22 protein-coding genes are annotated in these 22,648 nt (G+C 73.3%); 11 read left to right on the plus strand and 11 right to left on the minus strand.

The window, feature by feature from the left end:
* Position 1 precedes the first annotated feature (1 nt).
* Entirely contained in the window at positions 2 to 979 is a 978-nt protein-coding gene (gene deoC, locus O7625_RS11720; protein WP_282345844.1) for a deoxyribose-phosphate aldolase, read from the minus strand.
* A 200-nt stretch (positions 980 to 1,179) separates the two neighbouring features.
* Here deoC and upp point away from each other — a divergent pair, with 200 nt between their 5' ends.
* Together upp and O7625_RS11730 are read left to right on the plus strand one after the other, a co-directional pair.
* The gene (gene upp / locus O7625_RS11725) at positions 1,180 to 1,812 is read left to right on the plus strand and encodes a uracil phosphoribosyltransferase (RefSeq protein WP_067304681.1); all 633 of its coding nucleotides are present in this window, start codon (positions 1,180 to 1,182) and stop codon (positions 1,810 to 1,812) included.
* 145 nt (positions 1,813 to 1,957) lie between these two features.
* Positions 1,958 to 2,641, plus strand: coding sequence for a GPP34 family phosphoprotein (locus O7625_RS11730; RefSeq protein ID WP_282345845.1), 684 nt, complete (start codon positions 1,958 to 1,960; stop codon positions 2,639 to 2,641).
* A gap of 224 nt (positions 2,642 to 2,865) precedes the next feature.
* On the opposite strand, the gene O7625_RS11735 is transcribed toward O7625_RS11730, so the two are convergent.
* From O7625_RS11735 to O7625_RS11750, 4 genes are all read right to left on the minus strand, one after another.
* The gene (locus O7625_RS11735; protein ID WP_282345846.1) at positions 2,866 to 3,069 is read right to left on the minus strand and encodes a DUF397 domain-containing protein; all 204 of its coding nucleotides are present in this window, start codon (positions 3,067 to 3,069) and stop codon (positions 2,866 to 2,868) included.
* Entirely contained in the window at positions 3,062 to 3,193 is a 132-nt protein-coding gene (locus O7625_RS11740; RefSeq protein ID WP_282345847.1) for a hypothetical protein, read from the minus strand. The genes O7625_RS11735 and O7625_RS11740 overlap by 8 nt, the downstream gene beginning before the upstream one ends.
* Before the next feature lie 70 nt (positions 3,194 to 3,263).
* On the minus strand, positions 3,264 to 4,967 hold the full coding sequence (locus O7625_RS11745; protein ID WP_282345848.1) for a phospho-sugar mutase: 1,704 nt from the start codon (positions 4,965 to 4,967) through the stop codon (positions 3,264 to 3,266).
* A gap of 69 nt (positions 4,968 to 5,036) precedes the next feature.
* The gene (locus O7625_RS11750) at positions 5,037 to 7,211 is read right to left on the minus strand and encodes a protein kinase (RefSeq protein WP_282345849.1); all 2,175 of its coding nucleotides are present in this window, start codon (positions 7,209 to 7,211) and stop codon (positions 5,037 to 5,039) included.
* 230 nt (positions 7,212 to 7,441) lie between these two features.
* Here O7625_RS11750 and O7625_RS11755 point away from each other — a divergent pair, with 230 nt between their 5' ends.
* Together O7625_RS11755 and O7625_RS11760 are read left to right on the plus strand one after the other, a co-directional pair.
* Positions 7,442 to 9,025, plus strand: coding sequence for a methylmalonyl-CoA mutase family protein (locus O7625_RS11755; protein WP_282345850.1), 1,584 nt, complete (start codon positions 7,442 to 7,444; stop codon positions 9,023 to 9,025).
* A 529-nt stretch (positions 9,026 to 9,554) separates the two neighbouring features.
* On the plus strand, positions 9,555 to 10,817 hold the full coding sequence (locus O7625_RS11760; RefSeq protein ID WP_282345852.1) for an amidohydrolase: 1,263 nt from the start codon (positions 9,555 to 9,557) through the stop codon (positions 10,815 to 10,817).
* On the opposite strand, the gene O7625_RS11765 is transcribed toward O7625_RS11760, so the two are convergent.
* Complete coding sequence (locus tag O7625_RS11765) at positions 10,774 to 11,748, minus strand: DUF4349 domain-containing protein (protein ID WP_282345855.1); 975 nt, start codon at positions 11,746 to 11,748, stop codon at positions 10,774 to 10,776. The genes O7625_RS11760 and O7625_RS11765 overlap by 44 nt on opposite strands.
* A 119-nt stretch (positions 11,749 to 11,867) precedes the next feature.
* Between O7625_RS11765 and O7625_RS11770 the strand changes: the two genes are divergently transcribed.
* From O7625_RS11770 to O7625_RS11785, 4 genes are all read left to right on the plus strand, one after another.
* Complete coding sequence (locus tag O7625_RS11770; RefSeq protein WP_282345856.1) at positions 11,868 to 12,497, plus strand: MBL fold metallo-hydrolase; 630 nt, start codon at positions 11,868 to 11,870, stop codon at positions 12,495 to 12,497.
* 3 nt (positions 12,498 to 12,500) lie between these two features.
* Positions 12,501 to 13,520, plus strand: a complete 1,020-nt coding sequence (locus O7625_RS11775; RefSeq protein ID WP_282345857.1) for a hypothetical protein — start codon at positions 12,501 to 12,503, stop codon at positions 13,518 to 13,520.
* Positions 13,521 to 13,551: 31 nt separating this feature from the next.
* The gene (locus tag O7625_RS11780; RefSeq protein ID WP_282345858.1) at positions 13,552 to 14,301 is read left to right on the plus strand and encodes a hypothetical protein; all 750 of its coding nucleotides are present in this window, start codon (positions 13,552 to 13,554) and stop codon (positions 14,299 to 14,301) included.
* A 62-nt stretch (positions 14,302 to 14,363) separates the two neighbouring features.
* Entirely contained in the window at positions 14,364 to 15,326 is a 963-nt protein-coding gene (locus O7625_RS11785) for a GNAT family N-acetyltransferase (RefSeq protein WP_282345859.1), read from the plus strand.
* Between the two features lie 163 nt (positions 15,327 to 15,489).
* Here the strand turns inward: O7625_RS11785 and O7625_RS11790 are convergent, their stop codons facing one another.
* The gene (locus tag O7625_RS11790) at positions 15,490 to 15,945 is read right to left on the minus strand and encodes a gamma-glutamylcyclotransferase (protein ID WP_067304651.1); all 456 of its coding nucleotides are present in this window, start codon (positions 15,943 to 15,945) and stop codon (positions 15,490 to 15,492) included.
* A gap of 106 nt (positions 15,946 to 16,051) precedes the next feature.
* On the opposite strand from O7625_RS11790, the gene O7625_RS11795 reads away from it, so the two are divergent.
* A complete protein-coding gene (locus O7625_RS11795) occupies positions 16,052 to 17,455 on the plus strand; it encodes an NAD(P)H-quinone dehydrogenase (RefSeq protein ID WP_282345860.1) in 1,404 nt (467 codons plus the stop codon).
* Between the two features lie 91 nt (positions 17,456 to 17,546).
* Here O7625_RS11795 and O7625_RS11800 read toward each other — a convergent pair whose 3' ends face one another.
* The 4 genes from O7625_RS11800 to O7625_RS11815 form a co-directional block, all read right to left on the minus strand.
* Complete coding sequence (locus tag O7625_RS11800) at positions 17,547 to 18,182, minus strand: DedA family protein (RefSeq protein WP_282345861.1); 636 nt, start codon at positions 18,180 to 18,182, stop codon at positions 17,547 to 17,549.
* Positions 18,183 to 18,754: 572 nt separating this feature from the next.
* A complete protein-coding gene (locus O7625_RS11805) occupies positions 18,755 to 19,087 on the minus strand; it encodes a hypothetical protein (RefSeq protein WP_282345862.1) in 333 nt (110 codons plus the stop codon).
* Between the two features lie 264 nt (positions 19,088 to 19,351).
* Positions 19,352 to 19,858: a hypothetical protein gene (locus O7625_RS11810; protein WP_282345863.1), complete on the minus strand. Its 507-nt coding sequence runs from the start codon at positions 19,856 to 19,858 to the stop codon at positions 19,352 to 19,354.
* Positions 19,767 to 20,429, minus strand: a complete 663-nt coding sequence (locus O7625_RS11815) for a DUF433 domain-containing protein (protein ID WP_282345864.1) — start codon at positions 20,427 to 20,429, stop codon at positions 19,767 to 19,769. Before O7625_RS11815 ends, O7625_RS11810 begins: the two co-directional genes overlap by 92 nt.
* A 405-nt stretch (positions 20,430 to 20,834) precedes the next feature.
* Between O7625_RS11815 and O7625_RS11820 the strand changes: the two genes are divergently transcribed.
* Entirely contained in the window at positions 20,835 to 21,113 is a 279-nt protein-coding gene (locus O7625_RS11820; RefSeq protein WP_282345865.1) for an excalibur calcium-binding domain-containing protein, read from the plus strand.
* Between the two features lie 286 nt (positions 21,114 to 21,399).
* Positions 21,400 to 22,626, plus strand: a complete 1,227-nt coding sequence (thrS, locus tag O7625_RS11825) for a threonine--tRNA ligase (protein ID WP_282345866.1) — start codon at positions 21,400 to 21,402, stop codon at positions 22,624 to 22,626.
* Positions 22,627 to 22,648: the final 22 nt, after the last annotated feature.

Consider the following 22,648-nt stretch of genomic DNA (forward strand, 5'->3'; position numbering starts at 1 on the left):
CTCAGTCCAGGGTGAAGTAGTCGGGACCGGAGTAGGTGCCGGTCGTCAGCTTGGTGCGCTGCATGAGCAGGTCGTTGAGCAGGCTGGACGCGCCGAACCGGAACCAGTCCGGGCTCAGCCAGTCGTCGCCGACGGTCTCGTTGACCATCACCAGGTACTTGATCGCGTCCTTGGTGTTCTTGATCCCGCCGGCCGGCTTGACGCCGACCTGCCGCCCGGTGGCGGCCCGGAAGTCGCGGACCGCCTCCAGCATCACCAGGGTCACCGGCAGGGTGGCGGCGACCGGGACCTTGCCGGTGGAGGTCTTGATGAAGTCGCCGCCGGCCAGCATCGCCAGCCAGGAGGCCCGCCGGACGTTGTCGTAGGTGGCCAGCTCGCCGGTCTCCAGGATCACCTTGAGGTGGGCCGCCGGACCGCCGTCGGCAGAGCCGCAGGCCTCCTTGACCGCCTTGATCTCGTCGTAGACCTCGGCGTAGCGGCCGGCCAGGAACGCGCCCCGGTTGATCACCATGTCGATCTCGTCGGCCCCGGCGGCGACGGCCGCCCGGGTGTCGGCGAGCTTGACGTCCAGCGGGGCCTGGCCGGACGGGAAGGCGGTCGCCACGCTGGCCAGGTGCACGGCGCTGCCGCGCAGCACCTCGGCCACGTGCGGCACCATCGCCGGGTAGACGCAGACCGCGCCGACGTGCGGGCAGCTCGGGTCGGCCGGGTCCGGCCGCAGCGCCTTGGCGGCCAGGGCGCGGACCTTGCCCGGGGTGTCGGCCCCCTCCAGGGTGGTCAGGTCGACCATCCGGATGGCCAGGTCGATGGCCTGCGCCTTGGCGGTGGTCTTGATCGAGCGGGTGCCGAGCTGGGCGGCCCGCTGCTCCACGCCGACCTGGTCGACCCCGGGCAGGCCGTGCAGGAAGGCCCGTAGCGTGGTCTCGGATCGCCCCAGCTCGGACAGGTCCGACCGGGCCGACGTCGTTGTCGCCGTCATGCCCCGAATACTACGCAGCCGACGATCGGGTGATCCTGGTCACAGCTCCCCGGGTTGGCCGGTCGGTCCGGCCCGGCGGGGTGTCGTCGGGCGCGGGTGGCCCGAGGTGCCACGGCCACGGGCAGGCCGGGGGTGAGCCACGTCGTCGCCCGCCGCGCACCCGTACTGCCGGCCGACCGGGACCGGTAGGTTGGGCGATCGTGGACGTACACGTCATTGACCACCCGCTCGCCCAGTCGCGGCTGACCGCCATGCGGGACGCCCGGACCGACTCGTCGTCGTTCCGGGCCGCGCTGCACGAACTCACCACCATGCTGGTGTACGAGGCCGCGCGCACCTTCCCGGTCGAGAAGTACCCGGTGCAGACCCCGGTCACCGGGGCCGAGGGCACCCGGCTGGCGAACCCGCCGCTGCTGGTGCCGGTGCTGCGGGCCGGCCTCGGGATGGCCGACGCGGCGCTCGGGCTGCTGCCGGAGTCGTCGATGGGCTTCGTCGGCCTGGCCCGCGACGAGGAGACGTACGAGCCGCGCGCCTACATGGAGTCGCTGCCCCGGGACCTGGCCGGGCTGCCGGTGCTGGTGCTCGACCCGATGCTCGCCACCGGCGGTTCGCTGGAGCACTGCTGCCGGCTGCTCGCCGACCGGGGCTGCACCGACATCACCGTGCTCTGCGTGCTCGCCGCACCGGTCGGCATCGCCCGCCTGGAGCGGTCGGGGCTGCCGCTGCGGCTGGTCACCGCGTCGATCGACCAGGGGCTGAACGACCACATGTTCATCGTCCCGGGGCTCGGCGACGCCGGCGACCGGCAGTTCGGCGGCATGCCCCGCTTCTGACCGGCGTGCACCCGCACGAGCTGCGGAAACACCCGGTCAGCCGGTGGACGGCGGGGGAGGCGGTACGGGCGGCGGGCCGGGCCGCCTTCCCACGGAGAGCGAGTCGGGGAGCGCGGTGTGCGTTCAGGCGCTACCGTCTCGGGCCATGACTGGTGTTGCGCTGGCCGAGGAGTTGCTGCTCCTCGCGTATGACGATGAGTCCGGCAAGGCGACCATGCCCCGGATCGGTCTCGACCTGGGGATGGCCGCCGCCGTCCTGGTCGAGCTGGCCCTCGCCGGCCGGATCGCGTACGTCGACGGGAACCTGGCGGTGACCGACCCGACGCCGGTCGGCGAGCCGATCCTGGACGGGGTGCTGGGCCGGCTGGCCGCCGACACCCCGCACAGCCCCTCCTCCTGGGTGCAGCGGCTGCGGCACGGCCTGCGCGACCGCATCCTCGGCGACCTCGTCGACCGGGGCGTGGTCCGTGACGTCGAGGAGACCGAGCTGGACTTCATCGTGGTGCACCGCTACCCGACCACGGACCCGTCGGTGGAGCAGGACAGCCGCCGCCGGCTGGCCGAGGCGCTGGCCGGCGAGCAGCTCCCCGACGAGCGGACGGCGGCACTGGCCACGCTGGTGGCGGTGCTGCGGATGGAGCCGGCGCTCGGCCTGACCGGCACCGCCGCCCAGGACGCCCGGCGACGGCTGGAGGAGATCGCCGGCGGGGCCGGCTTCTCCGGCACGATCAGCCTGGAGGAGTCGGTGGTCCGCCCCTCGGTGGCCCTGGTGGTCACCGCCCTCGGCCAGGCCGTCGACCACGCCCTCGGCAAGCGCACGGTGGGCTGACCGCCACCACCGCACGCGACTCCGCTGGTTGCGGAGGAGCCTCGCAGTTTCCTGGTTGTAGTGGCATCCACCCCGCTCGGATGCCACTACAACCAGGAAACTGAGTTGATCATGCCGCGCGGAGTGCGTGCGGGGGTGTGAGAGGGCGAGGGCAGCGGCGGTCCCGGTGCGCAGGGCGTGCGGGCCGGGATCAGCAGGCGCACCGTGGGCTGACCGGACCGCCGTCAGCGGGTGAGCCGGTGGGCCTTCAGGTCGGTGACGAAGGCGGACCAGGCGGTGGGTGGGACGGTGAGGGCGGGGCCGGTCGGGTCCTTGCTGTCCCGGATGCCGATGATGCCGGGGAGGTTGTCGGCCACCTCGACGCATTCGCCGCCGTTGGTGCCGCTGCGGGTGCTGGTGCGCCAGCGGGCGCCGGTCAGGTCAGCCATGGAACTCTCCCCGGATCGCGTCGATCAGCTCGGTCGATTGTCCCGCGTCGAGGGCGAGGGAATCCAGCCCAATGTCGCCGATATGGCGGTATCCGGACAGGACGGATACCGCTGTATCGGCCACGTTGAGTTGATCATGCGCGCTGGCCGCGCGGCGGGGCGCGGCCCGGCGGCGGTAGACGCGGCGGGTGGGATCAGATGCCGAGGGCGGTGGCGACCTCGGTGCGCAGCGTGGTGAGCGCCGCCGCCGCGCGGGTCCGGGCCGCCGGCACGTCCCCGTCCGCGACCGGCTCCACCACCTCCAGGTACGCCTTGAGCTTCGGCTCGGTGCCCGAGGGGCGGATCACCACCCGGGCGGCGGCGGTCCGCAGGATCACCACGTCGGCGGCGGGCAGCAGGTCCTGCGCCTCGGTGACCGGTGCACCGAGCAGCGTGGTCGGGGTGGCCGCCCGGACCCGGGCCATCGCGTCGGCGATGATCCGCAGGTCGTCCACCCGGACCGACAACTGGTCGGTGTGGTGCACGCCGAACTCGGCGGCCAGCTCGTCCAGTCGGTCGGTCAGGGTGCGCCCCTGCGCCTTCAGCCCGGCGGCCAGCTCGGCGACGGTCAGCGCGGCGGTGATGCCGTCCTTGTCCCGTACGTGGTCGGGGGCCACGCAGTAGCCGAGCGCCTCCTCGTAGCCGTACGCCAGCGGTGGCGTCCCACCCCCGGCCCGGACGATCCACTTGAACCCGGTCAACGTTTCGTCGTAGGCCCGGCCCCGGGCCGTGCACATCGCCCGGAGCAGGGACGACGACACGATCGTGGTGGCGTACAGGCCGTCGACGCCACGGCGCATCAGGTGGTCGGCGAGCAGCACCCCCACCTCGTCCCCGCGCAACATCCGCCACCCCGTCCCGGCACCCGCCACCTCCGCTGCGGGAGATGAGGGCACCGGCTCGCGGACCACCACGGCGCAGCGGTCGGCGTCCGGGTCGTTGGCGATCGCCAGGTCGGCGTCGGTGGCCCGGGCGAGGGCCACCAGCCGGTCCACCGCGCCGGGCTCCTCCGGGTTGGGGAAGCTGACGGTCGGGAACGCCGGATCCGGCTCCGCCTGGTCGGGCACCACCCCGGGCACCGGGAAACCGGCCCGCGCGAAGGTCGCGGTCAGCACCGCCGCCCCCACCCCGTGCAACGGGGTGTACGCCACCCGCAGGTCACGCGGCCCGCCCGGATCGATCACCGCGACGGCCCGCTCCACGTACGCGGCGACGAGGTCGTCGCCGAGCACCTGGCCGGGCGGCCCCAGCGGCACCTGCGCCAGCGGACCGACCGCGCGGATGGCCGCCTCGATGCCGGCGTCGGCGGGCGGCACGATCTGTGCCCCCGCGCCGAGCGCCCCACCGAGCTGGGCACCCAGGTAGACCTTGTAGCCGTTGTCCTGCGGCGGGTTGTGGCTGGCCGTCACCATCACTCCGGCCACCCCGCCGAGTCTGCGCACCGCGTACGCCAGCACGGGGGTGGGCAGCGGCCGGGGCAGCAGCAGCGCCGGCTGGCCGGCACCGGTGGCGACCTGGGCGGTGCGCTCGGCGAACTCCCGGGAACCGTGCCGGGCGTCGTACCCGATGACCAGCGGACCTTCACCGCCCTCGGCAACGAGCCAGCCGACCAGCCCGGCCGCCGCCCGGGTGACCACCGCGAGGTTCATGCCGTTCGGCCCGGCGCGCAGCGGGCCGCGCAGCCCGGCCGTGCCGAAGGTCAGCGGGCCGGCGAACCGGTCGGCCAGCTCCGGCGCGCTGGCCGGCAGCCGGTCGAGCACGGCCCGCAGCTCGTCCCGGCTGGCCGGGTCGGGGTCGTCGTCGAGCCAGCGCCGGGCCTGGTCGCGCATCCGGTCGAGGTCAGTGCTTTCCGCCACCATGCCCCTTGATAGCACGGCGGCGGATCACCGGGTCCGGTCGACCCGGATCACCCCGCCGGACGACCCGGCTCAGCTCGCCCCGGTGAGCTGGAACGACTTGACCATCTCGTCGAAGATCGGCCGGCTCTCGGCGAACTTGGCATCGGTGGCGGAGAGGTAGAACGAGTAGACCTTCCCCTCGTGCACCACCCCGCGCCACACGCCGTGCCGCTTGTCGTCGCCCTCGCCGCAGGTGTACTCGAACTCGGCGGCCGACTTGCCGGCCAGGTCCTTCTCACCCATCGCCAGCTGCTCGTAGGGCTTGGGGCAGGAGCTCGTCCGGTTCTGCAGGCCGTTCTCCGCGACCTCGGCCCACCGGGTCGAGGAGCCGCCGAACTTCTCGGTGAGGATACGCACCTTGCGTCCCTTGTCCTGCGGGTCGACGTAGTCGATGTAGACCCCGCCGGTGGCCCGCTGCCAGCCCTTCGGCACGTTCACTCGGATGCCCCGGGCGCTGTGCTCCTGCATCGGCGGTAGCGCGCCGCCACCGGCGGCCGGCGTGCTCGGGCCGGCCTGCGGGGGCGGGGTCTGCTCGGGGTCGCCGCCGCCGAACAGCGCGAACGCGCCGATCAGCAGCACCACGGCCAGGCCGCCGGCCGCCGCGAGCTGCAGCTTGCGCGGCCAGCCCTTGACCGTGCCGACGAGCCGACCGCCGGTGCCCTTCGCCCGGCCGAGCGCGCCACCGTCGGCGCCGTCCGGCGACGGGGGTGGCGACGTCCAGGACTGGCCGGTGCCGGGGATGGACCACTGCCCGCCGTACACCGCCTGGGTCTGTTCGGAGTTGCCGCCACCGCCGTAGATGGCCTGGGTCGGCTCCGCCGCCCCGTAGGCGGGCCGGGTCGACTCGGTGCCCGAGCCGATCCGTTGGGTGGCGTCCGGGCGCCCGCCGATGCGCTGGGTGGCGTCGGCGGTGCCGCCGCCGATCCGCTGGGTGGCCTCCGGCGCGCCGCCCGGGGTGATCCGCTGGGTGGCCTCGGTGGTGCCGCCGTACGTCCCGGCGGTGGGGCGGGTCGGCAGCGCGTCGGGGGTGGACCCGCCGGGTGCCGGCATCGCGCCGGTCGGGGTGTGCAGCGGGCCGGCGAGGGCGTCGGCGCTGGTGTCGTCGAGGTTGGCGGCGGGGGTCACCACCGGCTTGGGCCGCTCACCCCGGCGCAGCTTCGCCAGCCGGTCGGTCAGCGACTCATCGGCGGCCAGCATCGCCCGGCCGCCGATCTGCCCACTCGGCTTCGGCTCGGCCGGCGGTGCGGCGATGGCCGGCGTCGTTGTCGGACGCTGCACCGGCACCACCGAGTACGGGTCGGTGATCGAGTTGACCGCGGTCGCCGTGCTGGTCAGCGGGCCGGCGAGCAGCTCGCGCAGCATTGCCCGCGCGGTGTGCACGTCGAGCCGGCGGGCCGGGTCCTTCTCCAGCAGGCCCATCAGCACCCGGGTCAGCGGGCCGCTGCGCTGCGGGGTGGCCGGCGGGTCCTCGACCACCGCGTGCATCGTCTCGATCGGGTCGCCCTTGTCGAACGGGGGACGCCCCTCGACGGCCGTGTAGAGCGTCACGCCCAGCGAGAACAGGTCACTGGGCGGGCCGAAATCCTGCCCCATGGCGCGCTCGGGGGAGATGAAGTGCGGCGAGCCGAGCACCATCCCGGGGGTGGTGAGCTGGACGTCGGTGGGCATCCGGGCCACCCCGAAGTCGGTCAGCACGCAGCGGCCGTCGGTGCAGATCAGCACGTTGGCCGGCTTGACGTCGCGGTGCAGCACCCCGTTGGCGTGCGCGACCTCCAGCGCGCCGAGCAGCGCGATGCCGATCTTGGCGACCGCCCGGCCGGCCACCGGGCCGTCCTCGATCACCATGTCGGCGAGGCTGCGGGCGTCCAGCAGCTCCATCACGATCCACGGCCGGCCACCCTCGGTGACCACGTCGTACACCTGGACCACGGCCGGGTGCTGGATCGCGGCGGCGGCGCGGGCCTCGCGCAGGGTGCGTTCGTACATCGCGTCCCGGTCGCTGGGGGCCAGCCCCGGCGGCAGGACCACCTCCTTGACCGCCACGTCACGCCGCAGCAGGGTGTCTGTCGCCCGCCAGACCGTGCCCATGCCGCCGTTGCCCACCGAGGAGCGCAGCGAGTACCGGCCACCGATGATGGTGCCGGGTGCCGCGCGTCCGTTGGGGGGACTCACTGGTCCGCCGCTCCACGTCGGGATCTGAGTCACAGAAAAGCCACCGGGAAAGTCGAGGGGGCTGGGACACAACCTCTCTATCTTGCTGGTTCCGACGCCCGATGCGAAACCCGACGCGGCGGACCTTTGTCCTCCCCGACGGTACCGACCGCGTCGCCGAACCGTGTGTACCTGGCCGTTCACCTCCCGTCGACCGATGCCGAACCGAGATGTGCGGCATCCCTCACCACGCCGACGACCGCTCCGCGTCCTACCATCCGTGGATGAGCGATGCGCGGGTGAGCGAGTCGGGGTTCCCGGTCAAGGGCGTCTACACGGCCGCCGACCTCCCCCCGGAGCTCGACTCCCGGCTCGGCGAGCCGGGCGGGTACCCGTACACCCGGGGGGTCTACCCGACGATGTACACCGCCCGGCCGTGGACGATGCGGCAGTACGCCGGCTTCGGCACCGCCACCGAGTCCAACGCGCGCTACCACCAGCTGCTGGAGGCCGGCACGATGGGCCTCTCGGTCGCCTTCGACCTGCCCACCCAGATGGGGTACGACTCCGACGACGCCATCGCGCACGGCGAGGTGGGCAAGGTCGGGGTGGCGATCGACTCCATCGAGGACATGCGGCTGCTCCTCGCCGGCATCCCGCTGGACCGGGTCTCCACCTCGATGACCATCAACGCCCCCGGCTCGGTGCTGCTGCTGCTCTACCAGCTCGTCGCCGAGGAGAACGGCCTGCCGGGTTCGGCGCTCAACGGCACCATCCAGAACGACATCCTCAAGGAGTACATCGCCCGGGGGACGTACATCTTCCCGCCGAAACCGTCGCTGCGGCTGGTGGCCGACACCTTCGCCTACTGCCGCACGGAGGTGCCGAAGTGGAACACCATCTCCATCTCCGGCTACCACATGGCCGAGGCCGGCGCGACGCCCGCGCAGGAGATCGCGTTCACCCTGGCCAACGGGGTGGAGTACGTCCGGGCCGCGCTGGCCGCCGGGCTGGCGGTGGACGACTTCGCCCCCCGGCTGTCGTTCTTCTTCGTCGCCCGCACGACGCTGCTGGAGGAGGTGGCGAAGTTCCGCGCCGCCCGGCGGATCTGGGCCCGGCTGATGCGCGACGACTTCGGCGCGAAGGACCCGAAGTCGATGATGCTGCGGTTCCACACCCAGACGGCGGGGGTGCAGCTCACCGCCCAGCAGCCCGAGGTGAACCTGGTGCGGGTGGCGATCCAGGGGCTCGGCGCGGTGCTCGGCGGCACCCAGTCGCTGCACACCAACAGCTTCGACGAGGCGATCGCGCTGCCCACCGAGAAGGCCGCCCGGCTGGCGCTGCGCACCCAGCAGGTGCTGGCGTACGAGACGGACCTGACCGCCACCGTCGACCCGTTCGCCGGGTCGTACGTGGTGGAGGCGATGACCGCGGAGCTCGAGGCGGCGGTGAACGGCCTGATGGACCGGGTCTTCGACCACGGTTCGGCGGTGGACGCGATCGAGGCCGGGTTCCAGAAGCGGGAGATCGAGCAGTCCGCGTACCGGTTCGCCCAGCAGGTCGACGCGGGGGAGCGGGTGGTGGTCGGGCTGAACCGGTTCCGGGTCGACACCGAGGAGCCGTACGAGCCGCTGCGGGTGGACCCGGCGATCGAGGCGGCGCAGGCGGAGCGCCTGGCCCGGCTGCGGGCCGGGCGGGATCCGGCGGCGGTCGAGCGCGCCCTCGCCGAGCTGCGGACCGCCGCCGAGGGGGACGGGAACGTGCTCTACCCGATGCGGGAGGCGCTGCGGGCCCGGGCCACCGTGGGTGAGGTCTGCGGGACACTGCGCCAGGTCTGGGGGACGTACCGCCCGAGCGACAGCTTCTGATCCGACCCGACCGGCCCACCGGTGGGGAGCTACGTTCGGTGACAGCCCACGCCGGCGACGGTCGTGGCGCCGCCCGGGTGGGCGGTGGTCCCGCCCACCGGGGCGTGACTCCCGGGGCCGGTGGGTAAACCCGAACGGGTGATCGGGACGGACAGCACGTCCGGGCATGCTCAGGGGGGTCGTGCCACGGTCGGGAACCGGGCGCTCACGCAGGGGCGTCGGGTAGTTGTCCGACCGACGGTCAGCCGAGGCGACCAATGCGACAATTCGGGTACGACGGCCCGGATCGACGCCGATTTCGCGACCGCCCAATCGGTTACGCGTTGTAGGAGGTGGGGGGCAGATGACGGCGTCCGACCGCGATCTACCTGCTGTCCCGCAGATATTCGAGCCCTCTCACCAGGGCTTACGTGACGCTACGCGGTCTGATCACTACCGTAACGAGGTTGCGCAGCGTCACCGTCGGAGGTCTAGGCTGTCTGCTGTCCGCCCCGATGATCCATCCATTTCTAGTGATCGAGAATTCGACGTGACGAGTGCGTTGACGCTGCCCGAGGGCAGCCTGCTGGCGTCGTCCTGGCCGGAGGCGCCGTCCGGGTCGCAGCCGCTGCCCCACGACCTGGACCACCTCCTCGCGCTGCGGGTGCCCGGCCTGATCGCCACCCGCCGCCACCTCCACTCCCACCCGGAACTCTCCGGGGAGGAGTTCGAGACCGCGGCGCTGATCGCCCGGGAGCTCACCCTCGCCGGGCTGCACCCCCGACTGCTCCCCAAGGGCAACGGGGTGATCTGCGACATCGACGGCCGCCCCGACGGCCCGGTCGTCGCGCTCCGCGCCGACATCGACGCGCTGCCGCTGACCGACGTGAAGGACGTCTCCTACCGTTCCACGGTGGACGGGGTCTGCCACGCCTGTGGCCACGACGTGCACACGACGGTGCTGCTCGGCGTCGGGATGCTGCTGGCCCAGCTCGCCGACGCCGGCCAGCTCGACGGCCGGGTCCGGCTGATCTTCCAGCCGGCGGAGGAGATCCTGCCCTGCGGGTCGCTGGAGGTCATCGAGGCCGGCGGCCTGGCGGACGTGGTGCAGATCTTCGCCCTGCACTGCGACCCCAACCAGCCGGTGGGCAAGGTGGGGCTGCGGGTCGGCCCGATCACCGCGGCGGCCGACAACGTCACCGTGCGGCTCACCGGGCCGGGTGGGCATACCGCCCGTCCGCACCTGACCGTCGACCTGGTCGACGCGCTCGGCAGGCTGGTCACCGAGGTTCCGGCCCTGGTCGCCCGCCGGGTGCCGGCCAACAGCGGCCTGCTGCTGGTGTTCGGCCACGCCTCGGCCGGCACCCGGTACAACGTCATCCCGTCCGAGGCGAGCGCGGCCGGCACCCTGCGGGTGATGGACCGCGACACCTGGGAGCGGGCTCCCAAGATCGTCGCTCAGGTCGTCAGGGACGTCATCGCGCCCACCGGCGCCACCGTCGACCTGGAGTACCTGCGCGGTCGTCCGCCGGTCAGCAACGACGCCCGCGCCATCGACGTCCTCACCGCCGCCACCGCCGCCGCCCTCGGGCCGGAGGGGATCGCGGAGACGCCGCAGAGCATGGGCGGCGAGGACTTCTCCTGGTACCTGGAACACGTCCCCGGCGCGCTCGCCCGGCTCGGCGTCGGCCGGGCCGACGGCCCCAGCGTCGACCTGCACCGGGCGTCCTTCGACGTCGACGAGCGCGCCGTCCCGGTCGGGGTACGGCTCATGGTGCAGACCGCGTTGCGGGCACTGGCGGCGGCCCGGTAGGAGCCGGCGGGCGGTCTCCGCCGACCGGTCCCACCGGCGGCGGGGGCTGCCGCCGCCGGCGTCGCCGCCGCAGCACCACCACCAGCGCGGTCACCGGCACCCCGATGAGCAGCAGCCAGGGCAGCAGCGCGCCGAGCACGGTCAGCAGCACGCCCATCGAGGCGAGGAAGACCGTCCAACCGCCGCGCAGGCCCACCATGAAGCCGGTCCGGTCCGCCTCCTCCTCGTCGGCCGTCGAGGCGTCCCGGCCCACGAAGGTCACCGTGACCGTGGAGAGCGCGGTCAGGTCGGCCAGCCGACGCTTCTTCGCCTCCAGCGAGGCCAGGTCCGCCTCCCGGCGGGTCACCTCGTTCTCCAGGGTGACCAGCTCGGCCACCGTGTCGGCGCGGGCCAGCAGCCGGCGGGCGCTGTCCACCCGGGCCCGCTGGGTGGTGATCCGGGCGTCCAGGTCGACGGTCTCCTCGGTGACGTCCTGGGTACGGATCTCGCGGCGCTGCTGCCGACCGAACCCGGCCAGCTCGTCGACGAGCGTGGCGAACTTCGCCGCCGGCACCCGCAGCTCCAGTTCCGCCTGGGCGGAGGCGGCGGCACTGCGGCGCTGGTCCCCGCCGACGAAACCGCCCGCGGCGGTGACCGCCTCCACCGCCCGCCGGGCCGCGCCCTCCACGTCGTCCACCTGCACCCGCATCGTTCCGGTGTAGATGATCGCCCGCTGGTCGACCCGCAGGTCCGGGGTGCCCGCACCGGCCTGCCCCGACGCCGCCGCGCCGTCCGGTGCCGCCCGCGCCGGCGCCTTCTCGGCCGGCGCGGCCCCGCCGGAGTCGGCCGAGTCCCTGCTCCGGTCGGCTGCCCCGCAGCCGGCCAGCAGCAGCGCCGCCAACCCGATCGCGGCGAGCGCGCGTGCCCCGCCGGTCGCTGTCCTCAGTGTCATCCCCGCTCCCGTCGTCGTCGCCCCGGTCACTCGGGCGATAGTTCGGACGCGGCACGGGGCCGCTCCGGTTCCGGCAGACTGCGCTGAGGACATCACGATTCGATAAGCGAGGAATCACGATGCGGCTCACCAAGTACGCGCACTCCTGCCTCCGGCTCGAACACGACGGGGCGGTGCTGGTCGTCGACCCGGGCGGGTTCAGCGACCCGGCGGCGCTGGACGGGGCGGACGCGGTGCTGGTCACCCACGAGCACCCCGACCACCTGGACGTGGCCGCGCTGACCCGGCGGCTGGACCGGAGCCCCATCCCGGTGTACGGACCCGCCGCGCTCGGCGGCGTGCTCGGCGACGCGGCGACGGCACTGGTCCCGGTCACCCCGGGTGACACCTTCACCGCCGCCGGTGTCCCGGTACGCGCCGTCGGCGGCCGGCACGCCGTCATCCACCCGGACATCCCGGTGGTGGAGAACATCGGCTACCTGTTCGACGCGACCGTCTACCACCCCGGCGACGCGCTGCACGTCCCCGAGGACGTCGAGGTGGACACGCTCTTCGCCCCGATCCACGCCCCCTGGTCGAAGTTCTCCGAGGTGGTCGACTTCATCCGGGCGGTCGCCCCCCGCCGGGCGTACGCCCTGCACGACGCGATGCTCAACGACAACGGGTACGGCGTGCTCGACCGGCAGTACGCCGCGCTGTCCCGTACCGACTACCAGCGGCTGGAGCCGGGTACCCGGATCGACGTGTGAACCGTGGCCGCCGACGAGTCCGAGCTGACCCGGCAGCTCTACCGCACCCCGCCCGCCCGGTTCGTCGCCGCCCGGGAGGCCGCCGCCGCCGAGGCCCGCCGGGCCGGGGACACCGCCGCCGCCCGCCGACTGGCCGGGTCGAGGCGGCCCACCGTGGCGGCCTGGCTGGTGAACCTGCTCGCCCTGGACCGTCCCGAGCTGGTGGCCGAGCTGGGGCCGCTCGCCGAAGCGCTGCGCGGCGCCCAGCGCGACCTGAAGGGGGCCCGGTTGCGGGAGCTGTCCGGGCAGCGGCGGGCGCTGGTCGCCGCCCTGGTCACCGAGGTACGCCGGCTCGCCGCCGACCGTCCCGACGCGCCCCCGGCCGCCCGGCTGCCTCTGGCCGAGGTGGAGGCGACCCTGCACGCGGCGCTCGCCGACCCCGGGGTCGCCGGGCAGGTGCGCGCCGGGCGGCTGCTCAAGGCGGTGCACCACTCCGGTTTCGGTGAGGTCCCCCGCCCGCAACTACGCCTGGTCACCGACGGCGCGCAGACCACCGGCGGCGCGCAGACCACCGGCGGCGCGCAGACCACCGGCGGTGGCGGGAGGAAGGCTGCCGGCGGTGGGACGGAGGCTGTCGGCGTACCCGGGCGGGGGGTCGACCGGGGTGGTGTCCGGCGGGTCCGCGACGAGCGGGCGGCGGCGCGGGCCGTCCGGGCCGAACGGGATCGACGCCGTCGCGCCCTGGTGCGGGAGCTGGCGGCGGCCCGGGCCGCCCAGCGGCAGGCGGAACGGGAGCGGGACGGCACGGCGACTGCCGAGCGGACGGGTGCCGACGCGCTCGACCGGATCGAGCGCGAGCTGGCCGACCTGGAGCGTCGTCGGGCCGCCGCCGAGCAGGAGCTGAGCCGGGCCCGGCTGGCCCGCCGGGCGGCCGAACGGACCCACGTCGCGGCCCGCCGCCGCACCGGAGAGGTCGAGGCGGCCATCGAGGCACTGGACGCCGAAGGGGAGGACACCACGGCTGGCGGCGGCCAGGCAGACTGAGCGCGATGGATACGTGCAACGGGTGGTCGGGATGACGCCCGAACAGGTCGCCGCCGGCAGCAAGCCCGCCGTGCTGGAGCTGGGGGAACTGTTCAGCAGGAGCCCGGAGACCCTGCAACGGGCCAGGGAGCTGGGCCTCTCCGGGTGGGCGTTCTACGTCACCGGGCGGGCCGGCGCGCTGGGCGACATCCACGCCGACACGGTGGTGGCGGCGCTGGGCTTCCTCGCCCCGGAAGCCGTCGCCGACGGGTGGGACACCGCCGTCCGGGTGGTCCGGCCGCTGACGGTGGCCACCGCCAACCTGACCGAGTGCTGCCGGTGGGGCACCGCACACCTCGACGGGCTGCCCGGCACGCCCCGGCTGACCGCCCTGCTGGAACGGGTGGTGGCCGCCGCCGACGCGACAGGTATGCCGCTCTTCGCCGCCTGGCGGGCCATGCCGCTGCCGGAGCACACCGACGGCGCCCGCGCGGCCGCCGCGCTCCTGCTGCTGCGGGAGTACTTCGCCGGGGCGTACCTGCTCGCGGTGCGGGCCGCCGGGATGACACCGCTGGAGGCGGTGCTGGCCGGTCCGGCGGGGGAGGACGGGGCGGCGGCGTGCGGGTGGTCCCCGCCCTACCCGGCGGTCGGGCCGTTGGTGCGGCGTCGGCTGTGGGCCGAGGCGGTGACCGACCGGTTGGCGTCGACCGGCTTCCGGGCGCTCCGACCGGCCGAGGGGCGGGAGCTGATCGAGCTGCTCAGCGACCTCCGGTCGGTACTGCGGCCCGACCCGGCCGGGTAGCCCGCCGGGGGCGGCCGGAAAACCGGCGGCGGACGGCCCGGTGGGCTGCCAGGATCTGCGGCGTGACGCTCCCCGCCGGCTGGACCGCCCGCCGCCCCACCCTGGACGACGTGCCCGCGTTGCTCGCCGTGGTGCACGCCGCCGACACGTTCGCCATCGGTCATCCCGACTTCGACGCCGACGACGTCCGGGCCGCGCTGACCGCGCCGTTCTTCGACCCGCGGCGCGACTCCTGGCTGCTGACCGATCCCGGTCAGCGGGTCGTCGGCTGGGCGCTGGTGGACAACCCGACCGGGGTGGGCCGCGAGGCCCTGGACGTCTTCGTCGACCCGCACCGGGCGGCGGCGCTGCGCGCCACGCTGCTCGACCGGATGCTGCACCGGATCGCCGCCCGGGCCGCCGAGCGGGGCCTACCCGCGCTGACCGTCCGCGCGACCGTCTGCGCCCCGGAGACCCGCTGGGCCGATGAGCTGACCGCCGCCGGATTCACCCGGGTCAAGCGGTACCTGCGGATGAGCCTGCCGCTGGCCGACCTGCCCGCCGAGCCACCGCCCCCGCCCGGGGTGACGGTCCGCCCGCTGCGGGCCGGTGACGAGGCCGACCTACGGCTGTTCCACCGGATCCACGACACCGCCTTCCGGGACACCCCGGACTACGAGCCGGTCGGCTTCGCCGGCTGGCGGGACCGGCTCACCGACGCCGGCCGGGTCTGGGACGAGTGGTTCGTCGCCGAGGTCGACGGCGAGCCGGCCGGCGCGCTGAACTCCTCCGACCAGGCGGTGGAACAGGACATGGGCTGGGTACGCACCCTGTCGGTGCTGCCCGCCCATCGGCGGCGCGGGGTGGGGGCGGCGCTGCTGCGACGGGCGTTCGCGGTCTACGCGGGCAAGGGCCGGGCTCATGCCGGGCTCGGTGTCGACCTGGCCAACCCGACCGCCCCGGTCACCCTCTACCGCTCCGTGGGCCTGCGCGACACCCGCTGGACCGACGTGTACGAGCGGAGTGTGCCGGCCGCCCCCGCCTGACGCCGACAGCCGGGGCCACCCGACCGGGGCCGCCCCACACTGCCTGATCACGGTCGTCCGCGCGCTTGACCACGGCGGGGCGGGTGGGTCACGCGGCACACCCGGCGGGGCCGCCGTCGGGCGGCACCGGCCCCGGGAGCAGACTGGGCGGGTGCGATACGCGTTACGCCGAGGCGGTGCCGGTGGGGCGGGACCGCAGCTCGGAGACGTAGTCGTCGGGTGCGCCCGCCTTCTCGGCGGCGTTCGCGATCTCCGACAGGTACCAGGCGGTCGGCAGGCCGCCCTCGTAGCCGTCGAAGACGTACACCCAGGCGGTCACGTCCCCGTCGAGCGTCGAGACCCGCACGGTGAGCTTGCGGTACGTGCCGGCGGTGACGCCCTCCAGCTCGTCGAGCTGCGCGGCGTCGTACGGGTCGATGTCGTACAGCGCCACGAAGACCCGGTCGCCCGGGGACTCGACCACGGTGCTGACCGAACCCTCCCAGCCGATCACGTCCTCGCCGGCGAAGGTCAGCCGCCACCCCTCCAGCCAGCCGACACCCACCATCGGCGAATGCGGACAGTAGGCACGCATCCGGGCGGGGTCCAGGTTTGAGCCGTAGGCCGCGTAGTGACGCACGGCGATGACGATAGCCCGCCGGACGGGTGGGGGAGAATACGACGGTGCGTGTCGCACGGGTTCGGGAGAAGAAAGTCACTGTGAACACCGAGAGAGGGCGAGGGCTGTGAGCCGCATCGTGATCATCGGCGGGGGGCCGGCCGGCTACGAGGCGGCCCTGGTCGCCGCCCAGCTGGACGCCGACGTCACCGTGGTGGAGGCCGACGGCGCCGGGGGTGCCTGCGTGCTCTCCGACTGTGTCCCGTCGAAGACCTTCATCGCCAGCTCCGAGGTGGTGACCGGCTACCGGGACACCGAGGAGTTCGGCATCCACTCCGACGGTCTGGAGGCGGTCACGGTCGACGCCCGGGCCGTGCACGAGCGGGTCAAGCGGCTCGCCCTGGCCCAGTCCGCCGACATCCACGCCAAGCTGCTCAAGGCCGGGGTGACCTTCGTCGCGGGCACCGCCCGGCTCGGCGAGGACACTCTCGGTCACACCCACCGGGTCGTGGTCACCCCGGCCGACGGTGGCGCGGAGTACTCGATCGCCGCGTCCACCGTGCTGGTCGCCACCGGCGCCACCCCGCGCCAGCTGCCCACCGCGCTGCCCGACGGGGAGCGCATCCTCACCTGGCGGCAGGTCTACGACCTGCCCGAGCTGCCCACCCACCTGATCGTGGTGGGGTCCGGCGTGACCGGTGCCGAGTTCGCCAGCGCCTACCAGGCGATGGGGGTCGAGGTGACCCTGGTGTCCAGCCGGGACCGGGTGATGCCGCACGAGGACGCCGACGCGGCGATGGCCATCGAGCAGGTGTTCCGCAGCCGGGGCATGAGCATCCTCAACAACTCCCGGGCGGACGCGGTCCGGCGTACCGACGACGGGGTGGAGGTGGTCCTCTCCGACGGGCGGGTGGTGACCGGCTCGCACGCCCTGATCGCCGTCGGCTCGATCCCGAACACCGCCGGCCTCGGCCTGGCCGAGTACGGCGTCGAGCTGGCCAAGGGCGGCTACGTCACGGTCGACCGGGTGTCCCGGACCAACGTCCCCGGCATCTACGCCGCCGGCGACTGCACCGGCGTCCTGCCGCTGGCCAGCGTCGCCGCCATGCAGGGCCGGATCGCGATGTGGCACGCCCTCGGCGAGGCGGTCCGGCCGCTGCGGTTGCGGACCGTGGCCGCGAACGTCTTCACCGACCCGGAGCTGGCCACCGTCGGCGTCTCGCAGGACGAGGCGGACGCCGGCCGGACCCTGGCCCGCCAGGTGATGCTGCCGCTGACCGGCAACGCCCGGGCGAAGATGGACGACCTGGCGGACGGCTTCGTCAAGCTGTTCTGCCGCCCGTCCACCGGCCAGGTGGTCGGCGGGGTGGTGGTGGCCCCCAAGGCCAGCGAGCTGATCCTGCCGATCACGATGGCGATCGAGAACAACCTCACCGTCAACGAGCTGGCCCAGACCATCACCATCTATCCGAGCCTGTCCGGTTCGATCACCGAGGCGGCCCGCCAGCTCATGCTGCACGAACTCGAATGACCCGGTGACCCCGGCGGGGCCGCTCGCGCGCGTCCGGCGGTCCGCCGGTGTCGGAGCGGCCGGCCGTCGCCACCTCGACGAGATCGGGTGGTCATGGTTGGTTCGGGGTGGAGGCGGCCAGGTCGGTGGGGGTTGCTCTGCTGGCGGCGCGGGCGCTGAGCAGGGTCATCGTCCAGCCGGCCGCCCCGAACCCGATCGCCGCCGCTGCGGCGACCAGCCCCAACCGCCAGGCCGATCCGGTGAGCGCGGTGCCGCCGAGGTGGCCGACCAGCGCGCCGTAGCTGGCCCAGCCGACGGCCGCCAGCGCCTCGTAGCAGAGGAACAGCCGGTAGGGGTAGCGGTTGCGGCCGGCGGAGAAGCAGGCCGCCATCCGCCCGCCGGGCACGAACCGGCAGAGCAGGATGGTCAGCGGTCCGGGGCGGCGCAGCCCCCGGGTGACCCGGCCGGCGACCCGACGGGCCCGACCGGGTGCCACGTGCCGGGCCGGTCGCCGGTCCGGGGCGCTGCGGCCGAGCAGGTAGCAGGCCAGGTCGCCGACGAAGACGCCGAGCGCCCCGACCCCGATGGTCAGCGGCAGGCTCAGCCCGCCCACCACGGTGAGCGCACCTCCGGTGATCATGACCGCCTGGGTCGGGATGACCGGCACGAAGGCGTCCGCGACGAGCAGGCCCATCAGCAACAGGTACGCCAACAGGGGCGATGCGACGTCAGTGAGAAGCTCGGGCACGACTGCCACCTCGCCGGTCAGGGTCGATTCCAGGCTCCGAGCCTCCCGGCGGCGGCGTCGACGCCGACGGGCGGACCGGAAGTTGGTGACCACGGACACCACCGGGCGCTGCGGGGAGGACCGGGTGACTGCGCGCCGTGTGCCACCGGTAGCAGTGCGGAGGGCCGTCCGCCGTCTGCCGCTCGCCGTCTGCCGCTCGCCGCTCGTCGCCCGGAGGGGGTCGGCGGATCGGGGGTCGTCGGCGTACCGTTGGGTACGCGGTCCCACCCGCGTCAGGTCCCCCGTTCCTGACGCGTGGGCCGCCGTGGGTCGCCGGCAGGTCCCGTGCCGGCGACCCTCCTAATCTCCGCCCCGGCCGCACCGGGGGGTGACGCTCAGGGTCGGGGCGTCGCACCGGAGGTCACCGGATTCCAGCCGGAGCCACGGTACCGGCCGGTCCCGGGTCGTACCTGTTGATCATTCTGGCCGTCGATTCTGCCGCGGAAAGGTGACTCCACCGTATCGCCGTCGCCGGCCAACGACCGACCATTGACGTTGCCGAACGATCGACGTCGGCGTCGCCAGCGGAAGTGTCAGCCGGGCGGAGGTGGGCACTCGACGACCGCGATCGAGTTTCCGGCGAACAGCCCCAGGTGCGGATGTCCGGAGAAGATCCGCACTGCCTCATCGTGCGAGTCCGCCTCCACGATGGTGTAACCGGTCATGGCGTCGGTAAAGTCCTCGACCCCCTGCGCCGTGACCAGCTTCTTCGCGTACAACGGACTGCCGGGATCGACGAGAGCCCTCTCGTTGGCCTGCGCCCATGACGCCCAGGCGTGGATGAACTCCGTTTGCTGCTGTTCGGTGAGTTCGGCCTTGCCGGCCTCATCAGCCGCGCCGTTGAAGAGTGCGAGGAACCTACCCATCCCCGCATGATACTGGCGGCCGGAGGCCGGCCCATGCTGCCGAACCTTGATCACGATTCCCGGCGACATGGATAGCCACACACCGGTCACCCTCACCCTGTGGCCGAGGGTGACGAGGGTTAGGCGAACTGTTCCGAAGCCACGGGGGAGAGGCGAGAGCCCAAGAGCTACCGCAGGGAGTAAGGAGATGAGAAACTGAGAAATGCGGGTCGACGCGATGCTCAGGCAGCCCGCTTGAGCGGTAGTGTCAGCGCGCGATCGGTGTCAGCGAGGGCGTCGGCGGGCCAGCTCCCCTTGGCGCTGCTCGTAGCTGACCACCCGATCGGGACGTAGCCAGTAGACACTCGGCCGGCGGGCGGACGCCAGCGTGCAGATTTCGCCCAGATTGGCCTGCACCAGCTCGATGATCCCCTGCCGGGGAACGTCACCGGGAAAGAGGAACATGTGTACCTTGGCGTCGAGCAGTGCCCGTAGCTCGACCTCCCGCTTGAGAATATTCTGATCACGGCCAAACACAACCCAGCCGTGGGCACCGATCACAGGTAGCCAGTCTTCGTCCCGAAGGCCCTGTTCCAGACGCTCCCGTCCGAAGATTGACGCCGGACTGTGTACCAGATATCCGAGGTCGGCGATGAACCGGCGCAGTGTCCGGCCATGCATATTCTCGTCGATGTAGAACTCAGGCGGCGCGGCCCAGAAGGATGCGTGCGGCGGCTCGTGCTTCGAAGGGGGAGATGCCGAACTCGCCCGCGACTGTCTCAGCGCTCTCACCCGCCTTTATCATGCCGGCGACGTCGGCCACCCTAGTGCCAGTGTCCGCGAAGATGGGCTGGCCGAACGAACGGCGCATGTTGACGACCACCTTCGCCGGCTGCCAACTGGCCAGCGTCAGCTGCTCGGGAACGTCGTTGCTGTCGAACGCGATGTACTCCATGTGATCGGCCACGATCTCTTTGATCACATGCTGGTTCGTGCCGCCCACGATCAGGCCCTCACCTGCGCGGCTCTTACTGAAGTCCCAGAGCACGTCGATACCGTCCGTGGCCAGCTCGGGGGCTGCCAGGACGTATTCCCGCCCGAACTCGCGTTGCAGCTCCTTCAGCGCAGGGCGGATCTTCTGTGGCACTACGCCGGCCGTCCGTAGCGCCTCCAGAACGTGCGCCTCCGCTAGGGCGATGAACGTGACCGGCAGTACGTCGCCGCGTTCGTCAATGACGTGCAACAGCGGACCACCCCGAGGGTAGCCGCGCGCCCAACGGTGGAACGTCTGCCTCGGGACCCGCAGATGACGTGCGGCTTGGGCCAGGTTCAGGATTCCCTCCGTGAACCTGATGTCGTCCATGCCCCTCCTCCCCGTACGCCATCCGGCTGCACCCAGCATTGCATAGTCAGTCCGCTCTGCGTACCACCGTTGTGGAGGTGTCGGCTCGTCCGATGGCGAAGCCGACAGGCTCCCGAAGCTGCCCACCCGTACCATCGCGGTCCCCATGTTTGAGTGGGTCGAGGGTTGACCGGTATGCACCCCGCCGTTTGGCTCACCGAGCGGCATCCTCCCCTTTCTGGCGGTGGTCGGGGCGGGTTGGTACGACACGTCGCTGCCGCCCGCGCGGTGTCGTGCCGCAATCGGCCGACCGGTGATCGTCGTTCGGACACACCGGCTGTCGGCCCGGGGACACGACACCCCGCTCGCCGGTGTCGCCCGGCTAGCGTTCCGGGCTCAACCGACATTCCTTCCGGAGGCTCGCAGATGCTATCCACCCTGGTGCGGGGCGCGCTCGCCGTGACCCTCGCGCTCGGCAGCACCCTCGTCGTCGTGACCGGCCCGGCCGAGGCTGCGGCGACGAAGTACAAGAACTGCACCGCGTTGAACAAGAAGTACAAGCACGGGGTGGGCAAGAAGGGCGCGAAGGACAAGGTCCGGGGCAGCACCAAGCCGGTCACGAACTTCACCGTGTCGGATTCGGTATACGCGAAGAACACCCACCTGGACCGGGACAAGGACAAGGTCGCCTGCGAGAAGCGCTGACCGGGCCGGCGCGGGCCGAGCGTCGGGCCGCGCGGGGCCAGACTGCGCCGCGCCGGACCACGCCGGGCCAAGCGCCGGAGGCCGGTCGGCGGTAAAGCGTTCGCCCGGGGCGTCGCCGGGGTCGTACCGTGGCCGGTATGCGCAGTGCCGTGGTGACCACGACGCCGGGAGATCCCGGCATGCCGCACTGACGTTCACCGTCGACGAGGCCCCGGGCGATCCGCCCGGGGCCTTCTGGCGTTCGGGGCAGGTCGCCTCCGGGTCGTACCCGATCAAGGAGCGCGACATGATCGACCACCGTAGGCTCGGCCGGGAGCTGGACCTGTTCGTCTCCGATCCGCTGGCGGGGGCCGGGCTGCCGATCTGGCTGCCGGCCGGCGCGGCGGCCCGGCACGCCGTCGAGGAGTACCTCCGCGAGGTGGAGCGCCGGGCCGGCTACCAGCACGTCTACTCCCCGCCGCTGGGCAAGCGGGAGTTGTTCGCGCTGTCCGGGCATCTCGGCTACTTCGCCGACGACATGTTCCCGCCGATGCGGCTGAGCGCCGACGACGAGTTCGTGCTCCGGCCGGCGCTCTGCCCGCACCACGCACTGGTCTACCGCGCCCGGGGCCGCTCCTACCGGGAGTTGCCGCTGCGCGTCGGCGAGCTGGGCGGGATGTACCGGGCGGAGCGGTCCGGTGTGCTCGGCGGGCTGTCCCGGGTGCGGGCCATCTCGCTCAATGACGCGCACAACTTCTGCACCCTGGAGCAGGTCGGTGACGAGGTCCGGGAGATCCTGCGGCTGATCCGGGAGGCGCACGCCGCGCTCGGCGTCCGCCCGTCCGGGTTCCGGCTGTCGCTGCGCGGGCCGGGGGCGAAGTACGTCGGGGACGACGCGTCCTGGGCCCGCGCCGAGGAGTTGCTGCGTGCCGCGCTCGACGGGGTGGCCCACGAGGAGGCCCCCGGCGAGGCCGCCTTCTACGGTCCGAAGATCGACATTCAGGTCGTCGACGCGGCCGGCCGGGAGTCGACCCTCTCCACCGTGCAGCTCGACTTCGACAAGCCGGAGAAGTTCGACCTGTCGTACACCGGTCCGGCTGGCGACCGGCGGCGGCCGGTGCTGGTGCACCGCAGTCTGGTCGGGAGCATGGAGCGGCTGTTCGCCTACCTGATCGAGGTGCACCAGGGCGCGTTCCCGCCCTGGTACGCCCCGGTGCAGCTGCTGCTCCTGCCGGTCGACGCCGGGCCCGCCGGGCAGGCCGGGGCGGTGGCCCGGCTGGCCCGCCGGGCGGTCGACGCCGGGCTGCGGGTCGAGGTGGACGCCACCGGTTCGCTGGGTGCCCGGATCCGTGACGCGGCCCGCCGCCGGGTGCCGTACATCGGGGTGGTCGGTGCCCGGGAGGCGGCCGGCGACGCGGTGGCGCTGCGCCTGCGCGACGGCCGCAGCCTCGACCCGATGCCGGTGGACGACGCGGTGCGGCTGATCGGCGCGGTGGTCGCGGCCCGCTCGGCCGAGCTGCTCCCGGCCCGCTGACCGGTGCGGGGCGGGACCGGGA

It is taken from the genome of Micromonospora sp. WMMD714 (assembly GCF_029581315.1).
Lineage (GTDB): Bacteria > Actinomycetota > Actinomycetes > Mycobacteriales > Micromonosporaceae > Micromonospora > Micromonospora rifamycinica.